This window comes from Allokutzneria oryzae, from assembly GCF_042429765.1.
Lineage (GTDB): Bacteria > Actinomycetota > Actinomycetes > Mycobacteriales > Pseudonocardiaceae > Allokutzneria > Allokutzneria oryzae.
This window is the reverse complement of record NZ_JBHLZU010000004.1, coordinates 110,464-128,498: the sequence shown is the minus strand read 5'-3', so window position 1 is coordinate 128,498 and position 18,035 is coordinate 110,464. Positions and strand designations below refer to the sequence as shown.

General features: G+C 72.3%; 18 protein-coding genes. 11 read left to right on the top strand and 7 right to left on the bottom strand.

The window, feature by feature from the left end; translation table 11 throughout:
- Nucleotides 1–18: 18 nt before the first annotated feature.
- Nucleotides 19–1,026, bottom strand: coding sequence for an alpha/beta hydrolase (locus ACFFQA_RS05235; RefSeq protein ID WP_377850465.1), 1,008 nt, complete (start codon nucleotides 1,024–1,026; stop codon nucleotides 19–21).
- A gap of 80 nt (nucleotides 1,027–1,106) precedes the next feature.
- Nucleotides 1,107–1,781: a GntR family transcriptional regulator gene (locus ACFFQA_RS05230; RefSeq protein WP_377850464.1), complete on the bottom strand. Its 675-nt coding sequence runs from the start codon at nucleotides 1,779–1,781 to the stop codon at nucleotides 1,107–1,109.
- Between the two features lie 115 nt (nucleotides 1,782–1,896).
- Between ACFFQA_RS05230 and ACFFQA_RS05225 the strand changes: the two genes are divergently transcribed.
- The 6 genes from ACFFQA_RS05225 to ACFFQA_RS05200 all read left to right on the top strand — a co-directional run bounded on the left by ACFFQA_RS05225 (nucleotide 1,897) and on the right by ACFFQA_RS05200 (nucleotide 5,975).
- Nucleotides 1,897–2,223 carry a hypothetical protein gene (locus ACFFQA_RS05225; RefSeq protein WP_377850463.1) on the top strand — a complete coding sequence of 109 codons (327 nt, stop codon included), beginning with the start codon at nucleotides 1,897–1,899 and terminating at the stop codon, nucleotides 2,221–2,223.
- A gap of 25 nt (nucleotides 2,224–2,248) precedes the next feature.
- Nucleotides 2,249–2,662, top strand: coding sequence for a peptide-methionine (R)-S-oxide reductase MsrB (gene msrB / locus ACFFQA_RS05220; RefSeq protein WP_377850462.1), 414 nt, complete (start codon nucleotides 2,249–2,251; stop codon nucleotides 2,660–2,662).
- Nucleotides 2,663–2,766: 104 nt separating this feature from the next.
- Nucleotides 2,767–3,738 carry a TIGR04222 domain-containing membrane protein gene (locus ACFFQA_RS05215; RefSeq protein WP_377850461.1) on the top strand — a complete coding sequence of 324 codons (972 nt, stop codon included), beginning with the start codon at nucleotides 2,767–2,769 and terminating at the stop codon, nucleotides 3,736–3,738.
- A gap of 199 nt (nucleotides 3,739–3,937) precedes the next feature.
- Nucleotides 3,938–4,810, top strand: coding sequence for a TIGR04222 domain-containing membrane protein (locus ACFFQA_RS05210; RefSeq protein ID WP_377850460.1), 873 nt, complete (start codon nucleotides 3,938–3,940; stop codon nucleotides 4,808–4,810).
- A 5-nt stretch (nucleotides 4,811–4,815) separates the two neighbouring features.
- Entirely contained in the window at nucleotides 4,816–5,622 is an 807-nt protein-coding gene (locus ACFFQA_RS05205) for an MbnB/TglH/ChrH family RiPP precursor modification enzyme (RefSeq protein ID WP_377850494.1), read from the top strand.
- Entirely contained in the window at nucleotides 5,619–5,975 is a 357-nt protein-coding gene (locus ACFFQA_RS05200; protein ID WP_377850459.1) for an SCO6045 C-terminal-like domain-containing protein, read from the top strand. The genes ACFFQA_RS05205 and ACFFQA_RS05200 overlap by 4 nt, the downstream gene beginning before the upstream one ends.
- A gap of 197 nt (nucleotides 5,976–6,172) precedes the next feature.
- Here the strand turns inward: ACFFQA_RS05200 and ACFFQA_RS05195 are convergent, their stop codons facing one another.
- From ACFFQA_RS05195 to hemE, 4 genes are read right to left on the bottom strand one after another with little or no spacing between them, the layout of a single operon-like run.
- Entirely contained in the window at nucleotides 6,173–6,820 is a 648-nt protein-coding gene (locus ACFFQA_RS05195) for a hypothetical protein (RefSeq protein WP_377850458.1), read from the bottom strand.
- A 5-nt stretch (nucleotides 6,821–6,825) separates the two neighbouring features.
- Nucleotides 6,826–7,518, bottom strand: coding sequence for a hydrogen peroxide-dependent heme synthase (gene hemQ / locus ACFFQA_RS05190; protein WP_377850457.1), 693 nt, complete (start codon nucleotides 7,516–7,518; stop codon nucleotides 6,826–6,828).
- The gene (gene hemG / locus ACFFQA_RS05185) at nucleotides 7,506–8,939 is read right to left on the bottom strand and encodes a protoporphyrinogen oxidase (protein ID WP_377850456.1); all 1,434 of its coding nucleotides are present in this window, start codon (nucleotides 8,937–8,939) and stop codon (nucleotides 7,506–7,508) included. Before hemG ends, hemQ begins: the two co-directional genes overlap by 13 nt.
- 7 nt (nucleotides 8,940–8,946) lie before the next feature.
- Nucleotides 8,947–10,017 (bottom strand): uroporphyrinogen decarboxylase, encoded by a 1,071-nt coding sequence (gene hemE / locus ACFFQA_RS05180; RefSeq protein WP_377850455.1) that lies wholly within the window; start codon nucleotides 10,015–10,017, stop codon nucleotides 8,947–8,949.
- 87 nt (nucleotides 10,018–10,104) lie between these two features.
- Between hemE and ACFFQA_RS05175 the strand changes: the two genes are divergently transcribed.
- The gene (locus ACFFQA_RS05175) at nucleotides 10,105–10,662 is read left to right on the top strand and encodes a DUF3000 domain-containing protein (RefSeq protein ID WP_377850493.1); all 558 of its coding nucleotides are present in this window, start codon (nucleotides 10,105–10,107) and stop codon (nucleotides 10,660–10,662) included.
- A gap of 94 nt (nucleotides 10,663–10,756) precedes the next feature.
- Here the strand turns inward: ACFFQA_RS05175 and ACFFQA_RS05170 are convergent, their stop codons facing one another.
- Nucleotides 10,757–11,887, bottom strand: a complete 1,131-nt coding sequence (locus ACFFQA_RS05170) for a dipeptidase (protein WP_377850492.1) — start codon at nucleotides 11,885–11,887, stop codon at nucleotides 10,757–10,759.
- A gap of 324 nt (nucleotides 11,888–12,211) precedes the next feature.
- Here ACFFQA_RS05170 and ACFFQA_RS05165 point away from each other — a divergent pair, with 324 nt between their 5' ends.
- The 4 genes from ACFFQA_RS05165 (at nucleotide 12,212) to ACFFQA_RS05150 (ending at nucleotide 17,974) form a co-directional block, all read left to right on the top strand.
- Complete coding sequence (locus ACFFQA_RS05165; RefSeq protein ID WP_172806562.1) at nucleotides 12,212–12,877, top strand: response regulator; 666 nt, start codon at nucleotides 12,212–12,214, stop codon at nucleotides 12,875–12,877.
- 338 nt (nucleotides 12,878–13,215) lie between these two features.
- Complete coding sequence (locus ACFFQA_RS05160; RefSeq protein WP_377850454.1) at nucleotides 13,216–14,469, top strand: HRDC domain-containing protein; 1,254 nt, start codon at nucleotides 13,216–13,218, stop codon at nucleotides 14,467–14,469.
- 128 nt (nucleotides 14,470–14,597) lie between these two features.
- Nucleotides 14,598–15,854 carry a thiolase family protein gene (locus ACFFQA_RS05155; RefSeq protein ID WP_377850453.1) on the top strand — a complete coding sequence of 419 codons (1,257 nt, stop codon included), beginning with the start codon at nucleotides 14,598–14,600 and terminating at the stop codon, nucleotides 15,852–15,854.
- Nucleotides 15,851–17,974 carry a 3-hydroxyacyl-CoA dehydrogenase NAD-binding domain-containing protein gene (locus tag ACFFQA_RS05150; RefSeq protein WP_377850452.1) on the top strand — a complete coding sequence of 708 codons (2,124 nt, stop codon included), beginning with the start codon at nucleotides 15,851–15,853 and terminating at the stop codon, nucleotides 17,972–17,974. Before ACFFQA_RS05155 ends, ACFFQA_RS05150 begins: the two co-directional genes overlap by 4 nt.
- The last annotated feature ends 61 nt before the right edge of the window (nucleotides 17,975–18,035 follow it).

Sequence of the window (18,035 nt, the reverse complement as noted above, 5' to 3'; positions counted from 1 at the left end):
TAAGCACGACCACTGACATCAGCACGCCAACGGCCCCGCGACCACCTTCGCGACCCACGTCAGGGCGGCCCGCTGGAACTCGGCGGTCCTGGGGTGCAGGTTCAGCGCGTGCCCCGCTCCGGGGAGCACATAGCCCTGCACACAAGGCGAAGCGGCGTAGAAGACGCGCTCTGACGCCGCCAGGTCCGTGCAGTCACCGCACATGAACCGGTCCGAGCCGCCGAGCGCGGTCAGCACCGGGACGTTCACCCGGGCGGACTGCGGTGCCACCAGCGAGAGCCCCACGGCGTCCGCGGCCTCCGTCGGCAGCACGACGTCCTTGGTGCTCTCGTCGGTCTTGACGACCTCCGGGTCGACCGTGCCCGGCGCGTGGAAGAGCTGACCGCGCAGCCCGGTCTTGGTGGTCAGGTAGGTCGGGTCGTAGCCGCGCGGGCCGAGCAGGGCGTCCTTCGCCGCGGGCACCAGCCCGGCGACCAGCTCGGCGAGCGGCTCGGCGTTGGCCTTGTGCGCGAGCCCGGTGACCAGCAGGGCGTCCACGTCGCCGTGAGTCGCGGTCGCGGTGATCGCGATCGTGGCACCCAGCGCGTGACCAGCGACGATCACCCTGTCAAACGCCGTTCCGTCGATCTCCGCGGCGCGCAGCGCCTTCACCACCTCGTGCACGGCCCCCGCCTGGATCGGCGTGGTGACCTGCGCGCCGAGCGGCCGGGAGCTCTCCCCCGTGCCCAGCCGGTCGATCACGGCCGTCGCGTAGCCCGCCGCGTTCATCGCGCGGCGGAAGGAGTACAGCTCCGGCTGGTACGGGAAGTCCCAGTAGGCGTGGTTGTAGGTGGCGCCGGGGACCATCACCACGACCGTGCTCGCGAAGTCGGGGCGGCACAACGTCCCGCTCAGCAGCGCCTTGCCGAGCACCACCGGCACGGTCCGCTGGAAGGGCTGGCAGTGCGGCTCGGCGGCGGCGCTCGCCGGAACCGGCGCGACCAGGGCCAACGCACAGGCGGCGAGCAGGGCGTACAGGCGGCGCATGAGGACCTCCCCGGAGCAGGGAGCATCAGTGTTGGTCCGAAGTGGCCGGTGCGCTCGGCGAAGCCGCCGTCACCACCCACTCAGCCCAAGAACGCCTGTTCCGACGGTTCGAGATAGGTCAACAGCTGGTCACGGACGCGATGCAGGTGGACCCGCATGGCCTCGGCGGCGCGTTCCGGGTCGGCGGCCTCCACCGCCTCGACCAGGCGGTCGTGGTCGTCGAGCGAGGCCAGCGAGTGCATCGGGTCCACCGGTGTCGTCGTGCGCAGCAGGATCACCTGCTGCTGCACCAGGTGCACCTGGGCGGTGATCAACGGGCTGCGCGCGGCCTGGAGCAGCGCGCCGTGGAAGTCCAGGTCGAGCCGGTAGGGGAACCGCCGCCCGGCCTCGAAGGCCTCCCGCGCGTTGGCGCTGCGGCGGCGCAGTTCGGCGATGTCGTCGTCGGTGCGGCGGAGCGCCGCGAAGCGGGACGCCTCGCCCTCCAGGGCGACGCGCAGCTCGAAGAGCGCGTGGACCTGGCCCGCGTCGGCCTTGGGCACGTACGCGCCCCGGTTGGTCCGGAGCACCAGCAGCCCTTCGCTGGTCAGGTGCCGGATGGCCTCGCGGACCGGGCCGCGGCTGATGCCGAAGCGGGTGGCGAGCTCGACCTCGTTGACCCGCGCGCCCGGCGGGATCTCGCCGGTGAGCACGAGCTCACGCAGGACCTGGAGGGTGCGTTCGGCAAGGCTGACGTGCAGGGGGTTGTCGAGGGACACGTGCGGCTCTCCGCTCCTACCGGCGACTGTCAACAGTTCAGTCGGCGGCCCGCTTCACTGTCAAGCGACCCCTTCGTGCCAAGAACGTCACATCGCGCCCAGTACCGTGGATGTCATGCGCCGCCAGGAGCACGGTGACCAGGAGCCCGTCGACCCCGAGGGGCCGCAGGGGCGCTTCCGGGACGATCTCATCGGGCTCGACCCGGACGACCCGGAGACCCAGGCCTTCGCCGAGCACCTGGACCGGGTGCAGAAGGTGCCCAAGCCCTACACGGTGGAGGGCTACCTCACCCAGGTCGGAGACTTCGCCGAGGCCGCCAACCGGCGCGAGGGCCACCGCAGGCTCTCCGTGGTCATCGTCAGCTGGGCGGTCATCCTGGCCCTGCTCAGCGCGGCCGTGGTCGCGCTGCTCACCCTGATCGAGGTGCTCGGCCTGCTCTGAGGCGGAACAGGGTTACCGTGGCGTCATGGAACCGGCCGAGGTGGTCAAGTCAGAGCAGGAGTGGCGGGAGCAGCTGACCCCCGCCGAGTACGCGGTGCTGCGCCAGGCGGGCACCGAACCGGCGTGGCGCGGCGAGTACACCGAAACCAAGACCAAGGGCGTCTACGAGTGCCGCGCCTGCGGGGCTGAGCTGTTCCGCAGCGACACCAAGTTCGAGTCGCACTGCGGCTGGCCGTCGTTCTTCTCGCCGCTGGCCGGGGACCGGGTGATCCTGCGCGAGGACCGGAGCATGGGCATGGTCCGGGTGGAGGTACTGTGCGCGCGGTGCCACAGCCACCTCGGCCACGTGTTCGAGGGTGAGGGTTTCCCGACGCCGACCGACCAGCGGTACTGCATCAACTCGATCAGCCTGCGCCTGGTGCCGGACGAGACCCCCTAGCTCAACCCCTGCCTAAAGCTGCCCTAAGCCTTGCTCAAAAGACTTTGAGCCGGTGTGACCCAGCTCGCACGATATTGCTTCCTTCGCGAGGTTGGGGGGTGGCGATGAACGAACCGTGGGGCATTTCGGGGCCGGGTTTCCTGGCGCTGTACGGAGCGGCACTCGCGATCGCTGTGGTCTGGGCGCTCGTGGTGCGCCTGCGGGTGCGCCGGGGGGCGCGCTCCGGTTCCGCCGAGCCGGTCGGTCTTGACGAGCTCGCCTACCTCACCGGGGGCGGCGAACGCGTGGTCGAGCTGGCGATGTCCCGGCTGCTGCTGGGGAACAAGCTGCGCACGTCGCGCACAGCGGGCGGGGTGAAGGCCGTCGAAGGCGCGCGGGCGGAGCACCCGGTGGACGCGGCCGTGCTGTCCTCCACCGAGGGTGCGACGCCGGTCCCTGCCGCCCGGCTGGGCCGCTGGCTGGAGAACCACAAGAGCGTGCGCGCGGTGCGCGACCGCGTCGTGCAGGCGGGCCTGGTCACCGACCTCGACGCGACCGCGCGCAGCCGCAAGGGCGTCATCCCGCTGCTCCTGCTCGGGGCCGTCGGTGTGCTGCGGTGGTTCACCGGACTGTTCGGCGGCTACCCGATCGGCTACCTCACACTGCTGCTCCTGCTGACGGGTCTGCTCGCCGTGCTGCTGCGCGCGTGGCGGCTGCCCGCGCTGACCAGCACGGGCGCGCGGCTGACCAACGCCGCGACACAGGTCGTCACGGCGCCCGACACCGCGGTGGACGTGCCCGGCCTGCACACCGCCGCGCTGCGCCACCCGCAGCTGGGACCGATCGCACTGCGCGGATTCTCCGCCTACCCGGACCAGGCGACCAGAATCTCCGCGATCAAGGGTGAACCAAAAGCGCGTTCGCAACGTCTAGTTCGTCGTGGTCGCACCGCTTCCTACGCGGATCACGGTGCCGCAGGCGGGTTCTTCTACGCCGGTGGCCTCGGTGGCGGGAGTGGATGTGGTTCGGGAAGCAGCGACGGCGGAGGCGGTTGCGGCGGAGGGGGCGGCGGCTGCGGCGGAGGAGGAGGCGGGTGAGCACGATGTCCCCTGCTGGGGGTGGACATCGGGCGGGTCCCACCGGCTGACTCGGCCGCGACCGCGATGAGCACGCGCCCCACTCGTGGGAGGACCACGAGTGGGGCGCTGTGTCCTTCAGGAGTGTGAGCTTCTCCTTGCCGCGCGGTGGTTCGCGGTCGCACAAGGGTCCACAACGGACACACCGGAGGGGAGACCGATGAACTCCGCGCTGATGTTGCTGCTCCTGGTGGCCGCGCTCGGCTGGGTCGTTGCGGTCCGCTCACGGATCCAGCGGCGCGACGCTCGGGGCGAGCTGCCCCTGACCGCGCTGGAGATCGCCTACCTCACCGGCGGACCGCGCAGGGTGGTCGAGACGTCGGTGATGCGGCTGTACCAGGCGGGGGCGCTGCGGCTGTCCAGGACGACCGGGCAGTTCCAGGCCGTCGGCGGCGCGACCGGATTCGACGAGGTCGACGCGCTCGTGCTCCAGCACACCGCGAGCCCGCTGTCGTTGCGGGGACTGAGCAACCGGCTGCACCGCTCGCCCGAGATCGCCGCGATCCGCGACCGGCTCGCGCGCGACGGGCTCGCCAACGGCGTGGACCAGGCGCAGCTGGCGCGTCGGGCGGCCTACCCCGCGATCGCGATCCACCTGTTCGAGTTCGTCATGCTGGCGTTCGTCGCCGAGACGCCGGAGCTGATCTGGCTGCCGATGATCGGCCTGATCTCCGCGAGCGCGATGCTGCGCTGGAAGCTGCCGCTGCGGACGGTCGCGGGCAACCGGGCGCTGGGCATGCGGCACACCGCGCCGGAGCTCCAGCACGCCGTGCTCGGCGCGGTCGTGTTCGGCGGGATCGCGGCCTGCCCGGACGACGAGGTGCTGGCCGCGGTCCGCAGGGGCTCGGTGCCGTCGACGGAGTCCGGCAGCGGCATGGTGCACAGCACCTGCTCCACCTCGGGTGGATACTCGTGCGGCGGCTCGTCCTGCGGGGGCTCGTCCTGCGGTGGGGGCTCGTCCTCCTGCGGCGGTGGCGGTGGCTCCTCCTGCGGTGGCGGCGGTGGTTGCGGTGGCGGAGGAGGCGGCTCGTGAACACCATCCCGGAGCTCGGTATCGGCATCGGCTGGCGCCCGGAGATCGACCTGACCGTGGAACGCCTGCCGGGAGTCGACTTCGTCGAGGCGATCGCGGAGAACCTGCACACGCACGACCTCCCCGACTCCCTGCGCCTGCTCCGGGAACGCGGCACGCCGGTGATCCCGCACGCGGTGTCGCTGTCGCTGGGCGGAGCGGACCCGCTGGACCTGACGAAGGTCGAGCACCTGGGCGCGGTCGCCGAGCTGGTGGGCGCCCCGCTGGTCAGCGACCACGTGGCGTTCGTCCGCGCCGGTGGGCTCGAAGCGGGTCACCTGATGCCGGTCCCCCGCACCCGCGACGCACTGGACGTGTTGTGCGCCAACGTGGCGCAGGCCCAGGCCGCCCTGCCGGTGCCGCTGGCGCTGGAGAACGTGGCGGCGCTGCTGGAGTGGCCGGACTCCAACCTCACCGAGGGCGAGTTCCTGGCTGAGCTGGTCGAGCGCACGGACTGCTGGCTGCTGATCGACGTGGCGAACCTGCACGCCAACTCGCTCAACCTCGGCACGGACGCGCGGGCGTTCCTCGACGTGATCCCGTTGGAGCGCCTGGCATACGTGCACGTGGCCGGCGGAGCGGACGAGCACGGCGTCTACCACGACACGCACGCCCACGCGGTGCCCGCGCCGGTGCTGGAGCTGCTCGGCGAGCTGTGCTCGCGGGTCCAGCCGCCGGGTGTGCTGCTGGAACGCGACGACGCCTACCCCACAGACGCGGAGCTGGCTGGAGAGCTGGCGAGCATCCGCGGGGTGGTCGAGGCCGCGCGATGACCGAGGAGAACGAGGCGCGCCGCCGTGTCGCGGCCGCTCAGGCGGAGCTGCTGCGCGCGCTGGTCTCCGACGGGACCGCACCGGAGGGCTTCGACGCGGACCGGCTCGCCTTGCAGTCGAGGTCGTTGCTGGCCAAGCGAACCAGGGTGATGGCTGCGGTCCGCCCTGATCTCGCCGAGGCGCTCGGCGACCGGTTCCGGCCGCTCTTTCACAGCTACGCCAAGGAAAACCCGCGTCCAACGGGTGTCGGCTACCGAGCGGACTCCGAGTCCTTCACCGAGTGGCTCTACGAACGCGGCGACCTCCAGCGCCCCCGCAGACGCCGGAAGTGGTTCTCCTTCAAGAGGAACTAGCGCCTGTCCCGCAAGTCGTCCCGAAGCCCCGAGACGGCGCCGCAGCAGCGCCCCGGTGCGCGCGTGGGCCAGCTGGTGTGGCCGGGGTTTTCGCGTTTTGTCACCTTGATGCGCAAAAGAGCGCTCCCATTTCGCGTTAAGGCTCCACAACGCGAAACGGGGACCCGGGGGTGGTGTTACCGCTTGCAGGACACGACCTAGCGCATCGGGTGGTGCAGCGGCGTGAACGCCAGACCGGTCACGAACGGAGTCACCCTGCGCGCGGCCACCAGGCGCAGACCGGCGGCCGTCGCGGCGCGCTCCCACTCCGCGCGCGGTGGGAAGCGCCACGCGACCGGGCCGAAGACCGCCGTGGTGGCCGGGCCGCGATGCTGTTCCACCAGCACGACCCTGCCGTCCTTGCGCAGTGCCGCCCTGGCCTGTTCGAAGAAGCGCTCGCGGTCGGCGGCCTCGGGCAGGTCGTCGGCGGCGAACACGACGAGCACCGCGTCGAGTCCCTTGTGGACGGTCCACTCCGACTCCGGCTGCATGACCGTCACCCGCGCGCGGCCGGTGACCTCGCGCAGCTCGGGACCGAACTCCATGTCCCTGGGCGCGACGACGAGGTAGTGCCGCAGCCGTAACGGGAGCAGCTCCGAGAGCCAGCGCCAGCGCCGCAGCTCAGACGCCTCGTGCACCCACCACGACGCCACCAGGCCCGCGGCGCCGAACCAGCCGAGCACCACGGTGAACAGCCAGAACATCCCGCGCCACAGCCGACGGGAGCTGCGGCGCGCGCACCAGCCCGCCAGGGCGGCGAGGACCAGCCCCACGACGGGCACGCGTTGGAGCGGGGAGCGCTTCACCGAACTCAGGGCAGGTTGCGGACCAGTTCCTGAACCGGCGTCCGGGTGCCGGTGTAGAACGGGATCTCCTCGCGCACGTGCCGCCGCGCCTCGGTGCCGCGCAGGTGGCGCATGAGGTCGACGATGCGGTGCAGCTCGTCGGCTTCGAAGGCCAGGATCCACTCGTAGTCGCCGAGTGCGAAGGAGGCCACGGTGTTGGCCCGGACGTCCGGGTAGTCGCGCGCCTCCTTGCCGTGGTCGGCGAGCATCTTGCGGCGCTCGTCGTCGGGCAGCAGGTACCACTCGTAGGACCGCACGAAGGGGTAGACGCACACGTAGCGGCGCGGGTCCTCACCGGCGAGGAACGCCGGGATGTGGCTCTTGTTGAACTCCGCCGGACGGTGCAGCGCCACGTTGCTCCACACGGGCTTCGCGACGCGGCCGACCATGGTGCGGCGGAAGTCGGTGTAGGCGGCCTGGAGCGGCTCGATCTCCTCGGCGTGCCACCAGATCATGAAGTCCGCGTCGGCGCGCAGGCCCGCGAGGTCGTACACGCCGCGCACCACGACGTCGCCCTTGTCCTCAAGGGCGTCGAAGAAGTGCTGAGCCTCCTCGGCCGCCCGCTCGTGGCCAGACAGCTGCCCTGCGGGGAAGGAGAAGACCGACCACATGGTGTAGCGAATGGTGTCGTTCAGCTCGGTGTAGTTCAGGCGCGCCATGCATCCATGGTCGCACCGGCCCGAAGGTGCTCGACCACCCGGGTCGCGGCTTGTCTGCCCGTGAGGACGCACGCGGGCACACCGACCCCCGCGAGAGTGGCCCCCGCCACGGCCAAGCCGGGCAGTTCGGCGACGGCACGGCGGATGTCGGCCACCGCGCTCAGGTGCCCGACGCCGTACTGCGGCAGCCCGCCGCCCCACCGCTGGACCACCACGTCCACCGGCTTCACCGTCAGTCCCGACAGCTCGGTGAGATCGGCGAGCACGGCCGCGACCAGCTCGGAGTCCTCCCGCTGCAACGCCCCGACCTCGCCGAACCGGCCGACGGAGGCCCGCAGCAGCACGGTGTCCCCGCCGAGGTGGCCCCACTTGCGGCTGGAGTAGGTGAACGCCTTGGCGGTGAACGGTGTGCCGTCGGCGTGCTCCTCGCCGAGCGCGATCAGCGCCCCTGACGTCCGCGGCAGCTCGGTCCCCGGCGGCAGCGCCAGCGAGACCACGGCCATCGAGGCCACGTCGATCCGCGCGTAGCCCGCGGCGGCGACCGGCGCGATGGGCTCGAACAGCTTCCGCGCCGCGGGGCTCGGGGCCGCGACCACGACCGCGTCGAACTCGAAGAACTCCGGCGACGGCACCGGACCGGTCTCCACCCGCCAGCCGTGCGCGGTGCGGTGCAGCGCGCGCACGGTGGTGCCGAGGCGAAGCTCGGCGGCGGAGCTGGCGGCGAGGGCGTCGACCAGCCCACCGAGCCCGTCGCGCAGCGTGCCGAACACCGGCGGCCGCGTGCTGCCGGGGGCGGGCGGCGGGCCCATCGCCGCGTTGGCGGCGGCGGTGATCGAGGTGGCGCCCTTGTCGAGCGCGTCGGCCAGCGGCCCCATCGTGGCGCGCAGGCCGAGATCGTCGGCGCGGCCCGCGTAGACCCCGCCCAGCAGCGGCTCGACCAGTCTCCGGACCACCTCGGGCCCGAACCGCTCGGCCAGCAGGCGCCCCACGGAGACGTCCTCGTCGCCCAGCTCCACGGGCGGCAGCGCGGCCTCGGCGGCGGCGAGGGCGGCGGCCTCGGCGGAGAGCACGTCGGCGAGCTTCGAGGGGTCGCCCGGCACGCCCAGGAACGTCCTCGGCGGCAGCCCGACCGTCCGGCCGCCCGCGTGCACGGCGGGCGAGACCCCGGCGGCGGGGTGCACCAGCTCGCCGCCCAGCCCGAGCTCGTCGATCAGCTCGAACGCCTCGCGCCTGCGGCTGACGAACGCCTCGGCGCCGACGTCGACGCGCCGCCCGGCCAGCTCCACGGTCCGGAGCTTGCCGCCGACCCGGTCGGCCTGGTCGAACACGGTGATCGACACCGCGTCACCCAGCTGCCGCCGCACCTCGTGCGCCGCGGTCAGCCCCGCGACGCCGCCGCCAACGATCCCGACCCGCACCACGAAGCCCCTACAGCGAGTGGATGAGCTCGACGACCCGGGTGATCACCGTGGGATCGGTGTCGGGCAGGACGCCGTGGCCCAGGTTGAAGATGTGCCCGCGGGCCGCCTTGCCCTCGGCGTGGATGCGGCGGACCTCGCGCTCCAGCGCGCTCCACTCCGCGGTCAGCAGCGCGGGGTCGAGGTTGCCCTGCACCACCGGCACCGGGGCGGTCGGATCGGCCGCGACGAGCCTGCGCACCGCCTCGTCCAGCGGGATGCGCCAGTCGACACCGACCACGTCGGCCCCGGCCTCGCGCATCGCGGGCAGCAGCTCGCCGGTGCCCACACCGAAGTGCACGCGCGGCACGCCCGCGTCGGCCAGCTCGCCCAGCACCCGCTTGGAGTGCGGCAGCACGAACTCGCGGTAGTCCCGCTCGGAGAGCGCGCCCGCCCACGAGTCGAACAGCTGCACGGCGTCCACACCCGCGTCCAGCTGCGCCCGCAGGAACGTCGCGGCGATGTCCGCCAGCGCGCCCAGCAGCGCGTGCCAGGTCCGCGGGTCGGAGTGCATCATCGCCTTGGTGCGCTCGTGGTTGCGGCTGGGCCCGCCCTCGATGAGGTAGGAGGCCAGCGTGAACGGCGCGCCCGCGAACCCGATCAGCGGCGTCTGGCCGAGCTCGGCGGTCAGCAGCCGCACGGCCTCGGCGACCGGGGCGACCTGGTCGAGGGAGAGCTCGGGCAACGCGGCCACGTCGGCGACCGTGCGCACCGGGTCGGCGACGACGGGGCCGACCCCGGCCACGATCTCCACGCCGATGCCCGCGGCGGCCAGCGGCACCACGATGTCGCTGAACAGGATCGCCGCGTCGACGCCGTGCCTGCGGATCGGTTGCATCGTGATCTCGCAGACCAGGTCCGGCGTCATGCAGGACTCCAGCATCGCGGTGCCCTTGCGGATCTCGCGGTACTCCGGGAGCGAGCGGCCTGCCTGGCGCATGAACCAGACGGGCGGGTGCGCCGGCGCGCCGCCACGCGCGGCGACCAGAAGCGGTGCCTGGGAGAGGTCTCGGCGGGCGGAGACCGCGGTTGCATTCGTCATCGCCCCGTTATGGTCCCACGCTCGCACCTCGGCGTGGCCTACGGCCGTCCCGAGGGCCAGCGCCCTAGAGTCGCTCCCGTGACCGGGATATCGGCGGAGCCCGAGGTTTTCCGGGAGGCGGTGGCCGCACTGCGGTCGGTGCAGCCGCGGCCCGAGATGGATGTCAGCGAGGTCAAGCCGCCCCAGCGACTGGCGCCCTGGGCGTACGCGCTCAGCGCCGAGGTCGACGGCCCGGCGGGCGAGCTGGCCACCGGCAGGCTGGTGCTGCTGCACGACCCCGACGGAGCCCAGGCGTGGGACGGCGTGCTGCGGCTGGTGGTCTTCGTCCGGGCCGAGCTGGACACCGAGCTCGCCGGCGACCCGCTGCTGCCCGAGGTCGGCTGGTCCTGGCTGACCGACGCCCTGGAGGGCTGCGGGGCGAGCTGGACGGCGCTGGGCGGGACGGTCACCCAGACCTCCTCGGCCCGCTTCGGCGACATCGCCGGGCCGACGCACACCCACGACCTGGAGCTGCGCGGCTCCTGGACCGCGCTGGACCCCCACCTCGTCCCGCACGGCCAGGCGTTCTGCGAGCTGCTCGCCAGCGCCGCGGGCCTCCCGCCCGCGGGCGTCACCCTCTTCGGCCACCCCAAAGCCACCTGCTGACCCCCACCACCCCCGGCCATTCGCGGGCTTATGGACGCATCGGGAGCTCCGAACAGGTCCATAAGCCCGCGAATGGCCACGTGGCGGGTGGGTGTCAGAGCTTCGCCGCGACCTGCTCGGCGTCGTGGAGGACCCGGAGGGCGTTGCGGGAGGTGAGCTTGGCGCAGTCCTGCTCGCTCCAGCCGCGCTCCAGCAGCGCCGCGATCAGCGCCGGGTAGCCGGAGACGTCCTCAAGGCCCTCCGGCAGCTCGCCGACGCCGTCGTAGTCGCCGCCGAGGCCGATGTGGTCGATCCCGGCGATCTCGCGGGCATGCTCGACGTGCTTGACGATCGTCTCGATGGTGACCGGGGGCCTGGCGACCCGCTCCGCCCGCTCACGCAGCCCCTGGGCCCACACCGCGGCGTCCCGGTGGTCCTTGCCCGCCTTCTCCAGCTCGGCGCGCAGGTCGTCGTCCCAGGCCGCCCGCTCCTCCGAGACGAACTTCGGCACGAAGGTCACCATGCAGACGCCGCCGTTGCCCGCGAGCCGGGAGAGCACGTCGTCGGGCACGTTGCGGACGTGGTCGGCGACCGCGCGGCAGGAGGAGTGGCTGAAGATCACCGGGGCGACCGAGGTGTCCAGGGCGTCGCGCATGGTCGACGGCGCCACGTGGGACAGGTCGACCAGCATGCCGAGCCGGTTCATCTCCCTGACCACCTCGCGGCCGAAGTCCGTCAGGCCGCCCGCCGCGGGCGTGTCGGTGGCCGAGTCGGCCCACGGGACGTTGTCGTTGTGGGTGAGCGTCATATACCGCACACCCAGCCTGAACAGCGCGCGGAGCGCACCGAGCGATTCCGCGATACAGTGCCCGCCCTCCGCGCCGAGAAGGGATGCAACCCTTCCCTCGGCCATCGCCGTCTCCACCTCGTGGGCGGTGTGAGCGATGCGGAGGTCCCGCGGGTACCTCGCTGCGAGGTCGTGGACGAGCTCGATCTGCTCCAGCACGGCCGTGACCGCGCTGTGACCGGTGAATCCGCAGGGGACGTAGACCGACCAGAACTGCGCGCCGACGCCGCCGCGCCGCAGCCGGGCGATGTCGGTGTGGGTGGCGGACTGCTCGACGGAGAGGTCCAGTGCCCCCGCGGCGGCGAGCGTGTCGCCCCCGGCGATCGTGCGAAGGGCCCACGGCAGGTCGTTGTGCCCGTCGAGGATCGGAGCGGCCCGGAGGACCTCTCTGGACTTCATCAGGGCCCGGTCTGTTAGCACCACAACTCCTTGTATTCGCTCGATCGCGGCGAGACGTTAACCACCCACCGTGGTATCCCACGATCGTGTGATCAGAGCGCAGCAAAGTCACAACCCGATCGGGACAGATACCCAATTGATCGTCCCGCTTACCCGCTCGGGCGGCTACGCTGCCTCCGACGACACCACTTTCGGTGGATCGGTGGCGCGGCCGATCGGTCGAAAGTCCCGGTGCCGGTCGGGGGGCACGACCGACTCCAGGGAGGTAGTGACGTGGCTGCCGTCGGCTTAGGACAGGCCGTTCGAACCACGCCAGCCGGCACCATGCCGGCGAACATGGTCCCGCACCCGCGGGAAGAGCTGTTTTCGGTGCTGGTGGTCGATGACCACCCACTGCTGAGGGAGGCCATCGCGGCCCGACTCATGCAGATGGGAGCCGGCACGGTGCACGAGGCCGCATCGGTGGCCGAGGCGAGGGCGCGCGCTCTCGCCACGGGTCCGTGCGACCTCGCGATCCTCGACCTCGGACTCCCGGACGGGAGTGGCATCGACCTGGTCACGGAACTCCGTGCCCAGGGCTGGCCTCGAATCGTGGTCCTGGCATCCTCCGACGACCCGTACGCGGTACGGGCCGCCTTCCAGGCAGGCGCACAGGCCTACCTGCTGAAGTCGGCCTCGCCGATGGTGGTCACCGACGGGGTGCGCAGGGTCCTCGAGGGCGGCGTGTACGCCGATCCCAGTGTGGCTCCGGTCCTCGCGGCCGGCACCCGGGTTCCCGGTACCGACAACACGCCGCGGGAACTCTCCGCGCGTGAGGTCGAGGTTCTGCAGCTGGTTGCCGATGGCCGATCGAACAAGGAGATCGGCGAGGCACTCAACCTGTCGGCGCTCACGGTGAAGTCTCACCTGTCGCGGATAGGGCGCAAGCTGGGCACCGGTGACAGAGCACAGATGGTCGCGCTGGCCATGCGGGCCGGCGTGATTCGCTGAACCCCTCGGCGAGGGGGAGGGCAAGACACGCCTGGCCGGGCACGTGATCGTGACGAACACGTGCCCGGGCCCAGGCGGGACGAGGGCGTGACCTCGTACCGTACGCGCGGTGCGTGCGAGGTCCCGCTTCTTCTTCCTGCCCGCATCCACTCTCACCAGGGCTTTCAGGGCACCTTCCGCCCGAGGGCGAGCACGTACGCGCTGCGCGCGGCAGCGGGTCCGGCCGCCCCGGGCGAAGGGGAGGAGTCCACTCGTGGGTGTCTCCTGCCCAGAAATTCCGACAGAGCTTTGAGTCTCCCGCTGCTGACGGTGGCGGGAGACGCTTAAGGTCTTACGGCGTGGATTCAGGCTCACCCGCGCTCTCAGACACAGACACGCCCGCCGCCGAACCGGTGCCGCTCACCAGACCGGCGGAGGGGGTGCCACCGGTGGTGGAAACGCTGCCCGCCCTGCGCGGCGCGGTGGCCCGGCTCGCCACCGGTCACGGCCCGTACGCCGTGGACACCGAGCGGGCCTCCGGCTACCGCTACTCGCAGCGCGCCTACCTGGTGCAGCTGCGGCGGGAGGGCGCCGGGTCGGTGTTGGTCGACCCGATCCCGCTCGGCTCCGACATCGCCGTGCTCGGCGAGCTGATCAACGGCGCGGACTGGGTGCTGCACGCCGCCTCGCAGGACCTGCCCTGCCTGGCCGAGCTGGACCTGCGGCCCGGCGGCTTGTTCGACACCGAGCTGGCCGGCCGCCTCTGCGGCTTCGAGCGGGTCGCGCTGGGCGCCCTCGTGGAGCGGCTGCTCGGCTACCGGCTGGAGAAGGGCCACGGCGCGGCCGACTGGTCCCGCAGGCCGCTGCCCGAGGAGTGGCTGTCCTACGCCGCCCTGGACGTCGAGCTCCTCGTCGAGCTGCGCAATCGGTTGGAGAAGGAGCTCATCTCCCAGGGCAAGCTGGACTGGGCGCTGGAGGAGTTCGAGGCGGTGCGCACCGCGCCTCCGCCCGGCCCGCGCGCCGAGCCCTGGCGCCGCACCTCCGGCATCCACAAGCTGCGCTCCCCCCGCCAGTACGCGGCGGCGAGGTCGCTGTGGCAGGCCAGGGACGCACTGGCCCGGCAGCGCGACATCGCGCCCGGCCGGGTGCTGCCGGACGCCGCGATCGTGGAGGCGGCGCTGAACGACCCTCCGGGCGAGCGGGAGCTGCTGGGGCTGCCGGTGTTCCGCGGCCGCGCCCAGCGCCGCCAGGTGGACATCTGGGCGGGCGCGCTGCGCGAGGCGCGGGCGCTGCCCAAGTCCGAGCTGCCCGACCCCTCTCCCCCGCACGACGGTCCGCCGCCGCCGAACCGCTGGGCCGAGCGCGACCCGGCCGCCGCCGCGCGGTTGCAGGCGGCGCGCTCCGCGCTGACCGAGCGCGCCAAGCAGCTGCGGATGCCGGTGGAGAACATGCTCCAGCCGGAGCTGGTGCGCAGGCTGTGCTGGCAGCCGCCGTCGGAGGTCTCCGAGGCGGGCGTGCGCGAGGCGCTGGCCTCCGGCGGCGCGCGCGACTGGCAGATCGGCCTGACGGCCGGGCTGCTGAGCGCGGCGCTGCTGGCGCGCGCGGCCTCCTGAGCTGTGATCCAGCAGACAGGCACGGCCCCGTGGTTACCGGCCGGTAAGTGCGGCTAGAGTGGTGGTTACCGGCCGGTAATACCGGTCGTCACGAGTTCCCAGTTCCAGCACCGAGTGAGGAGCACGCCGTGGCCGCACCTGCCATCGCGGGGCGCGCCGTTCGGGACGTGGTCTTCGTCGACGGCGTGCGCACGCCGTTCGGCAAGGCCGGTCCGAAGGGCATGTACGCCGAGACCCGCGCCGACGACCTCGTCGTCAAGGTCATTCGCGAACTGCTGCGGCGGCACCCCGAGCTGCCGCCGGAGCGCGTCGACGAGGTGGCCATCGCCGCCACCACGCAGATCGGCGACCAGGGCCTGACCATCGGCCGCACCGCCGCGCTGCTGGCCGGGCTGCCGCGCTCGGTGCCCGGCTACGCCATCGACCGGATGTGCGCGGGCGCGATGACCGCGGTGACCTCGGTCGCGGGCGGCATCGCGTTCGGCGCCTACGACGTCGCCATCGCCGGTGGGGTCGAGCACATGGGCAGGCATCCGATGGGTGAGGGCGTCGACCCGAACCCGCGGTTCCTCGCCGACCGGATCGTGGACACCTCCGCGCTGGTGATGGGCCAGACCGCGGAGAACCTGCACGACCGGTTCCCGCACATCACCAAGGAGCGCGCGGACCGCTACGCCGAGCTGTCCCAGGCCCGCTACGACGAGGCGCACAAGGCCGGGCGGATCGCCGCCGACCTGGTGCCGGTGGCGACCCGCTCCGCCGAGCAGGGCTGGGGCCTGGCGGGCGCGGACGAGCCGCCGCGTCCCGGCACCACCGTGGAGACCCTGGCGGCGCTGAAGACCCCGTTCCGCCCGCACGGCCGGGTCACCGCGGGCAACGCGGCCGGGCTCAACGACGGCGCCACCGCGTGCGTGCTCGCCGACGAGGCCACCGCGCGCGAACTGGGCCTGCCGGTCGGCATGCGGCTGGTCGGCTACGCCTTCGCGGGCGTGGACCCCGAGGTCATGGGCGTGGGCCCGGTCCCGGCGACCGAGAAGGCTCTGGAGCGCACCGGACTGTCCATCGACGACATCGGCCTGTTCGAGGTCAACGAGGCCTTCGCCGTCCAGGTGCTTGCCTTCCTCGACCACTTCGGCATCGCCGACGACGACCCCCGGGTCAACCCGTGGGGCGGCGCGATCGCCTGCGGTCACCCGCTGGCCTCCTCGGGCGTTCGCCTGATGACCCAGCTCTCGCGGCACTTCGCCGAGCGCCCCGACGTGCGCTACGGCATCACCACCATGTGCATCGGCATCGGCATGGGCGGCACCGTCATCTGGGAGAACCCGCACTGGCAGGCCGAAGAGCCGCTCGCGGGCTCGACCATCGAAGGAGCGGACAAGTGACCGAGGCAACCACCGTCACCGCTGCCGGGGTCACCGCTGTCGCGGACCCGGAGGAGGTCGTCACCAAGGCCGTCACCCGGTTCGTGACCGTGCCGGGCCTGGACGGCAGGCTCGCGCTGATCACCCTGGACAACGGCTTCGACCACACCAAGCCGTCCACCTTCGGGCCGGGCGGGCTGGCCAGCCTGGACGCCGCGCTGGACGAGGCGTTCGCGGGCAGCCCCGCCGCCATCGCGGTCACCGGCAAGCCCTTCGTCTTCGCCGTTGGGGCCGACCTGACCGGTGTGGTCAAGGTCGAGGGTCGCCAGCAGGCGCTGGCGATCGGGCAACTCGGGCACGCGGTGTTCCGCCGCCTGCGCGACTCGGAGGTGCCGACCTTCGCGTTCGTCAACGGCGCCGCCATGGGCGGCGGCCTGGAGATCGCGCTGCACTGCCACTACCGCACCGTGTCCTCCAACGCCGCGGCGATCTCGCTGCCGGAGTGCTTCCTCGGCCTGGTTCCCGGCTGGGGCGGCACCCAGCTGCTGCCGAACCTGATCGGCCCGGACAAGGCCGTCACGGTGATCCTGGAGAACGCGCTCAACCAGAACCGGATGCTCAAGCCCAAGCAGGCCAAGGAGCTGGGCATCTTCGACGAGCTGTTCGACTCCGCCGACTACCTGGAGCAGTCGCTGCTCTGGGCGGCTCGCGTGGCCTCGGGCGCGGTCACCCCGGAGCGGCCGGAGATCGACCGCGGCGCGGGCTGGGACGCGGCCCTCGCGCGCGGGAAGGCGATCGTGGAGGGCAAGACCCACGGCGCGGCCCCTGGCCCGTACAAGGCGCTGGAGCTGCTGGAGCTGGCCCGCGAGAACGACCTCGACCGCGGTTTCGCCGCCGAGGACGAGGCGCTGGCCGACCTGCTCATGACCGATGAGCTGCGCGCCGGGCTGTACTCGTTCAACCTGGTGCAGAAGCGGGCCAAGCGGCCGGTCGGCGCACCGGACAAGGGCCTGGCCCGCCCGGTCACCAAGGTCGGCGTTGTCGGAGCGGGCCTGATGGCCGGTCAGATGGCGCTGCTGTTCGCCCGCCGCCTGCACGTGCCGGTGGTGCTGACCGACATCGACCAGACCCGCCTCGACAAGGGCGTCGGCTACGTGCACGGCGAGGTCGACAAGCTGCTCGGCAAGGGCCGGGTGTCCCCGGACGAGGCCAACCGGCTCAAGGCGCTGGTGACCGGCTCGCTGGACAAGGCGGCCTTCGCGGACGCGGACTTCGTGATCGAGGCGGTCTTCGAGGACCTCGGTGTGAAGCAGCAGGTGTTCGCCGAGCTGGAGCAGCACGTCTCCGCGGAGTGCGTGCTGGCGACCAACACCTCGTCGCTGTCGATCACCGAGATGGCCTCGAAGCTGGCGCACCCGGAGCGCGTCGTCGGTTTCCACTTCTTCAACCCGGTCGCGGTGATGCCGCTGCTGGAGATCGTGCGCGCGGACCAGACCGACGACGCCACGCTCGCCACGGCCTTCGCCACCGGCAAGCAGCTGAAGAAGTCCAGCGTGCTGGTGAAGGACGCGCCGTCCTTCGTGGTGAACCGCCTGCTGACCCGCTTCATGGGCGAGGTGCTCAAGTCCGTGGACGAGGGCACCCCGTTCGACGTCGCGGACAAGGCAACCGAGCCGCTCGGGCTGCCGATGAGCCCGCTGATCCTGTTGCAGCTGGTCGGTTCCGCGGTGGCGCTGCACGTGTCGGAGACGATGCACGCGGCGTACCCGGACCGCTTCAGCGTCAGCGAGAACATGAAGGCGTTCGTCGCCGCGGGCAAGACCGCGGTGTGGCAGTGGGACGCGCAGGGCAACCAGACCGTCGACCCCGAGGTCGCGGAGCTGTGGAAGCTCGGCGACACCCCGCTGACCGGCGAGCAGGTCAAGCAGCGGGCGCTGGAGGCGCTCGCCGAGGAGATCAAGCTCATGCTGGACGAGGGCGTCGTCGCCGAGGCCCAGGACATCGACCTGTGCATGATCCTCGGCGCCGGCTGGCCGTTCTGGCTGGGCGGCATCACCCCGTACCTGGACCGCTCCGGCATCTCGGAGAAGGTCACCGGGGCGCGTTTCCTGGCTCCCGGCGTGGCCAGCGTCCCGGCGTAGAGCCGTCGCGCGAGGCGAGCCCGGTCCGACGTTCGGACCGGGCTCGCCCGCGTTCTGGGCG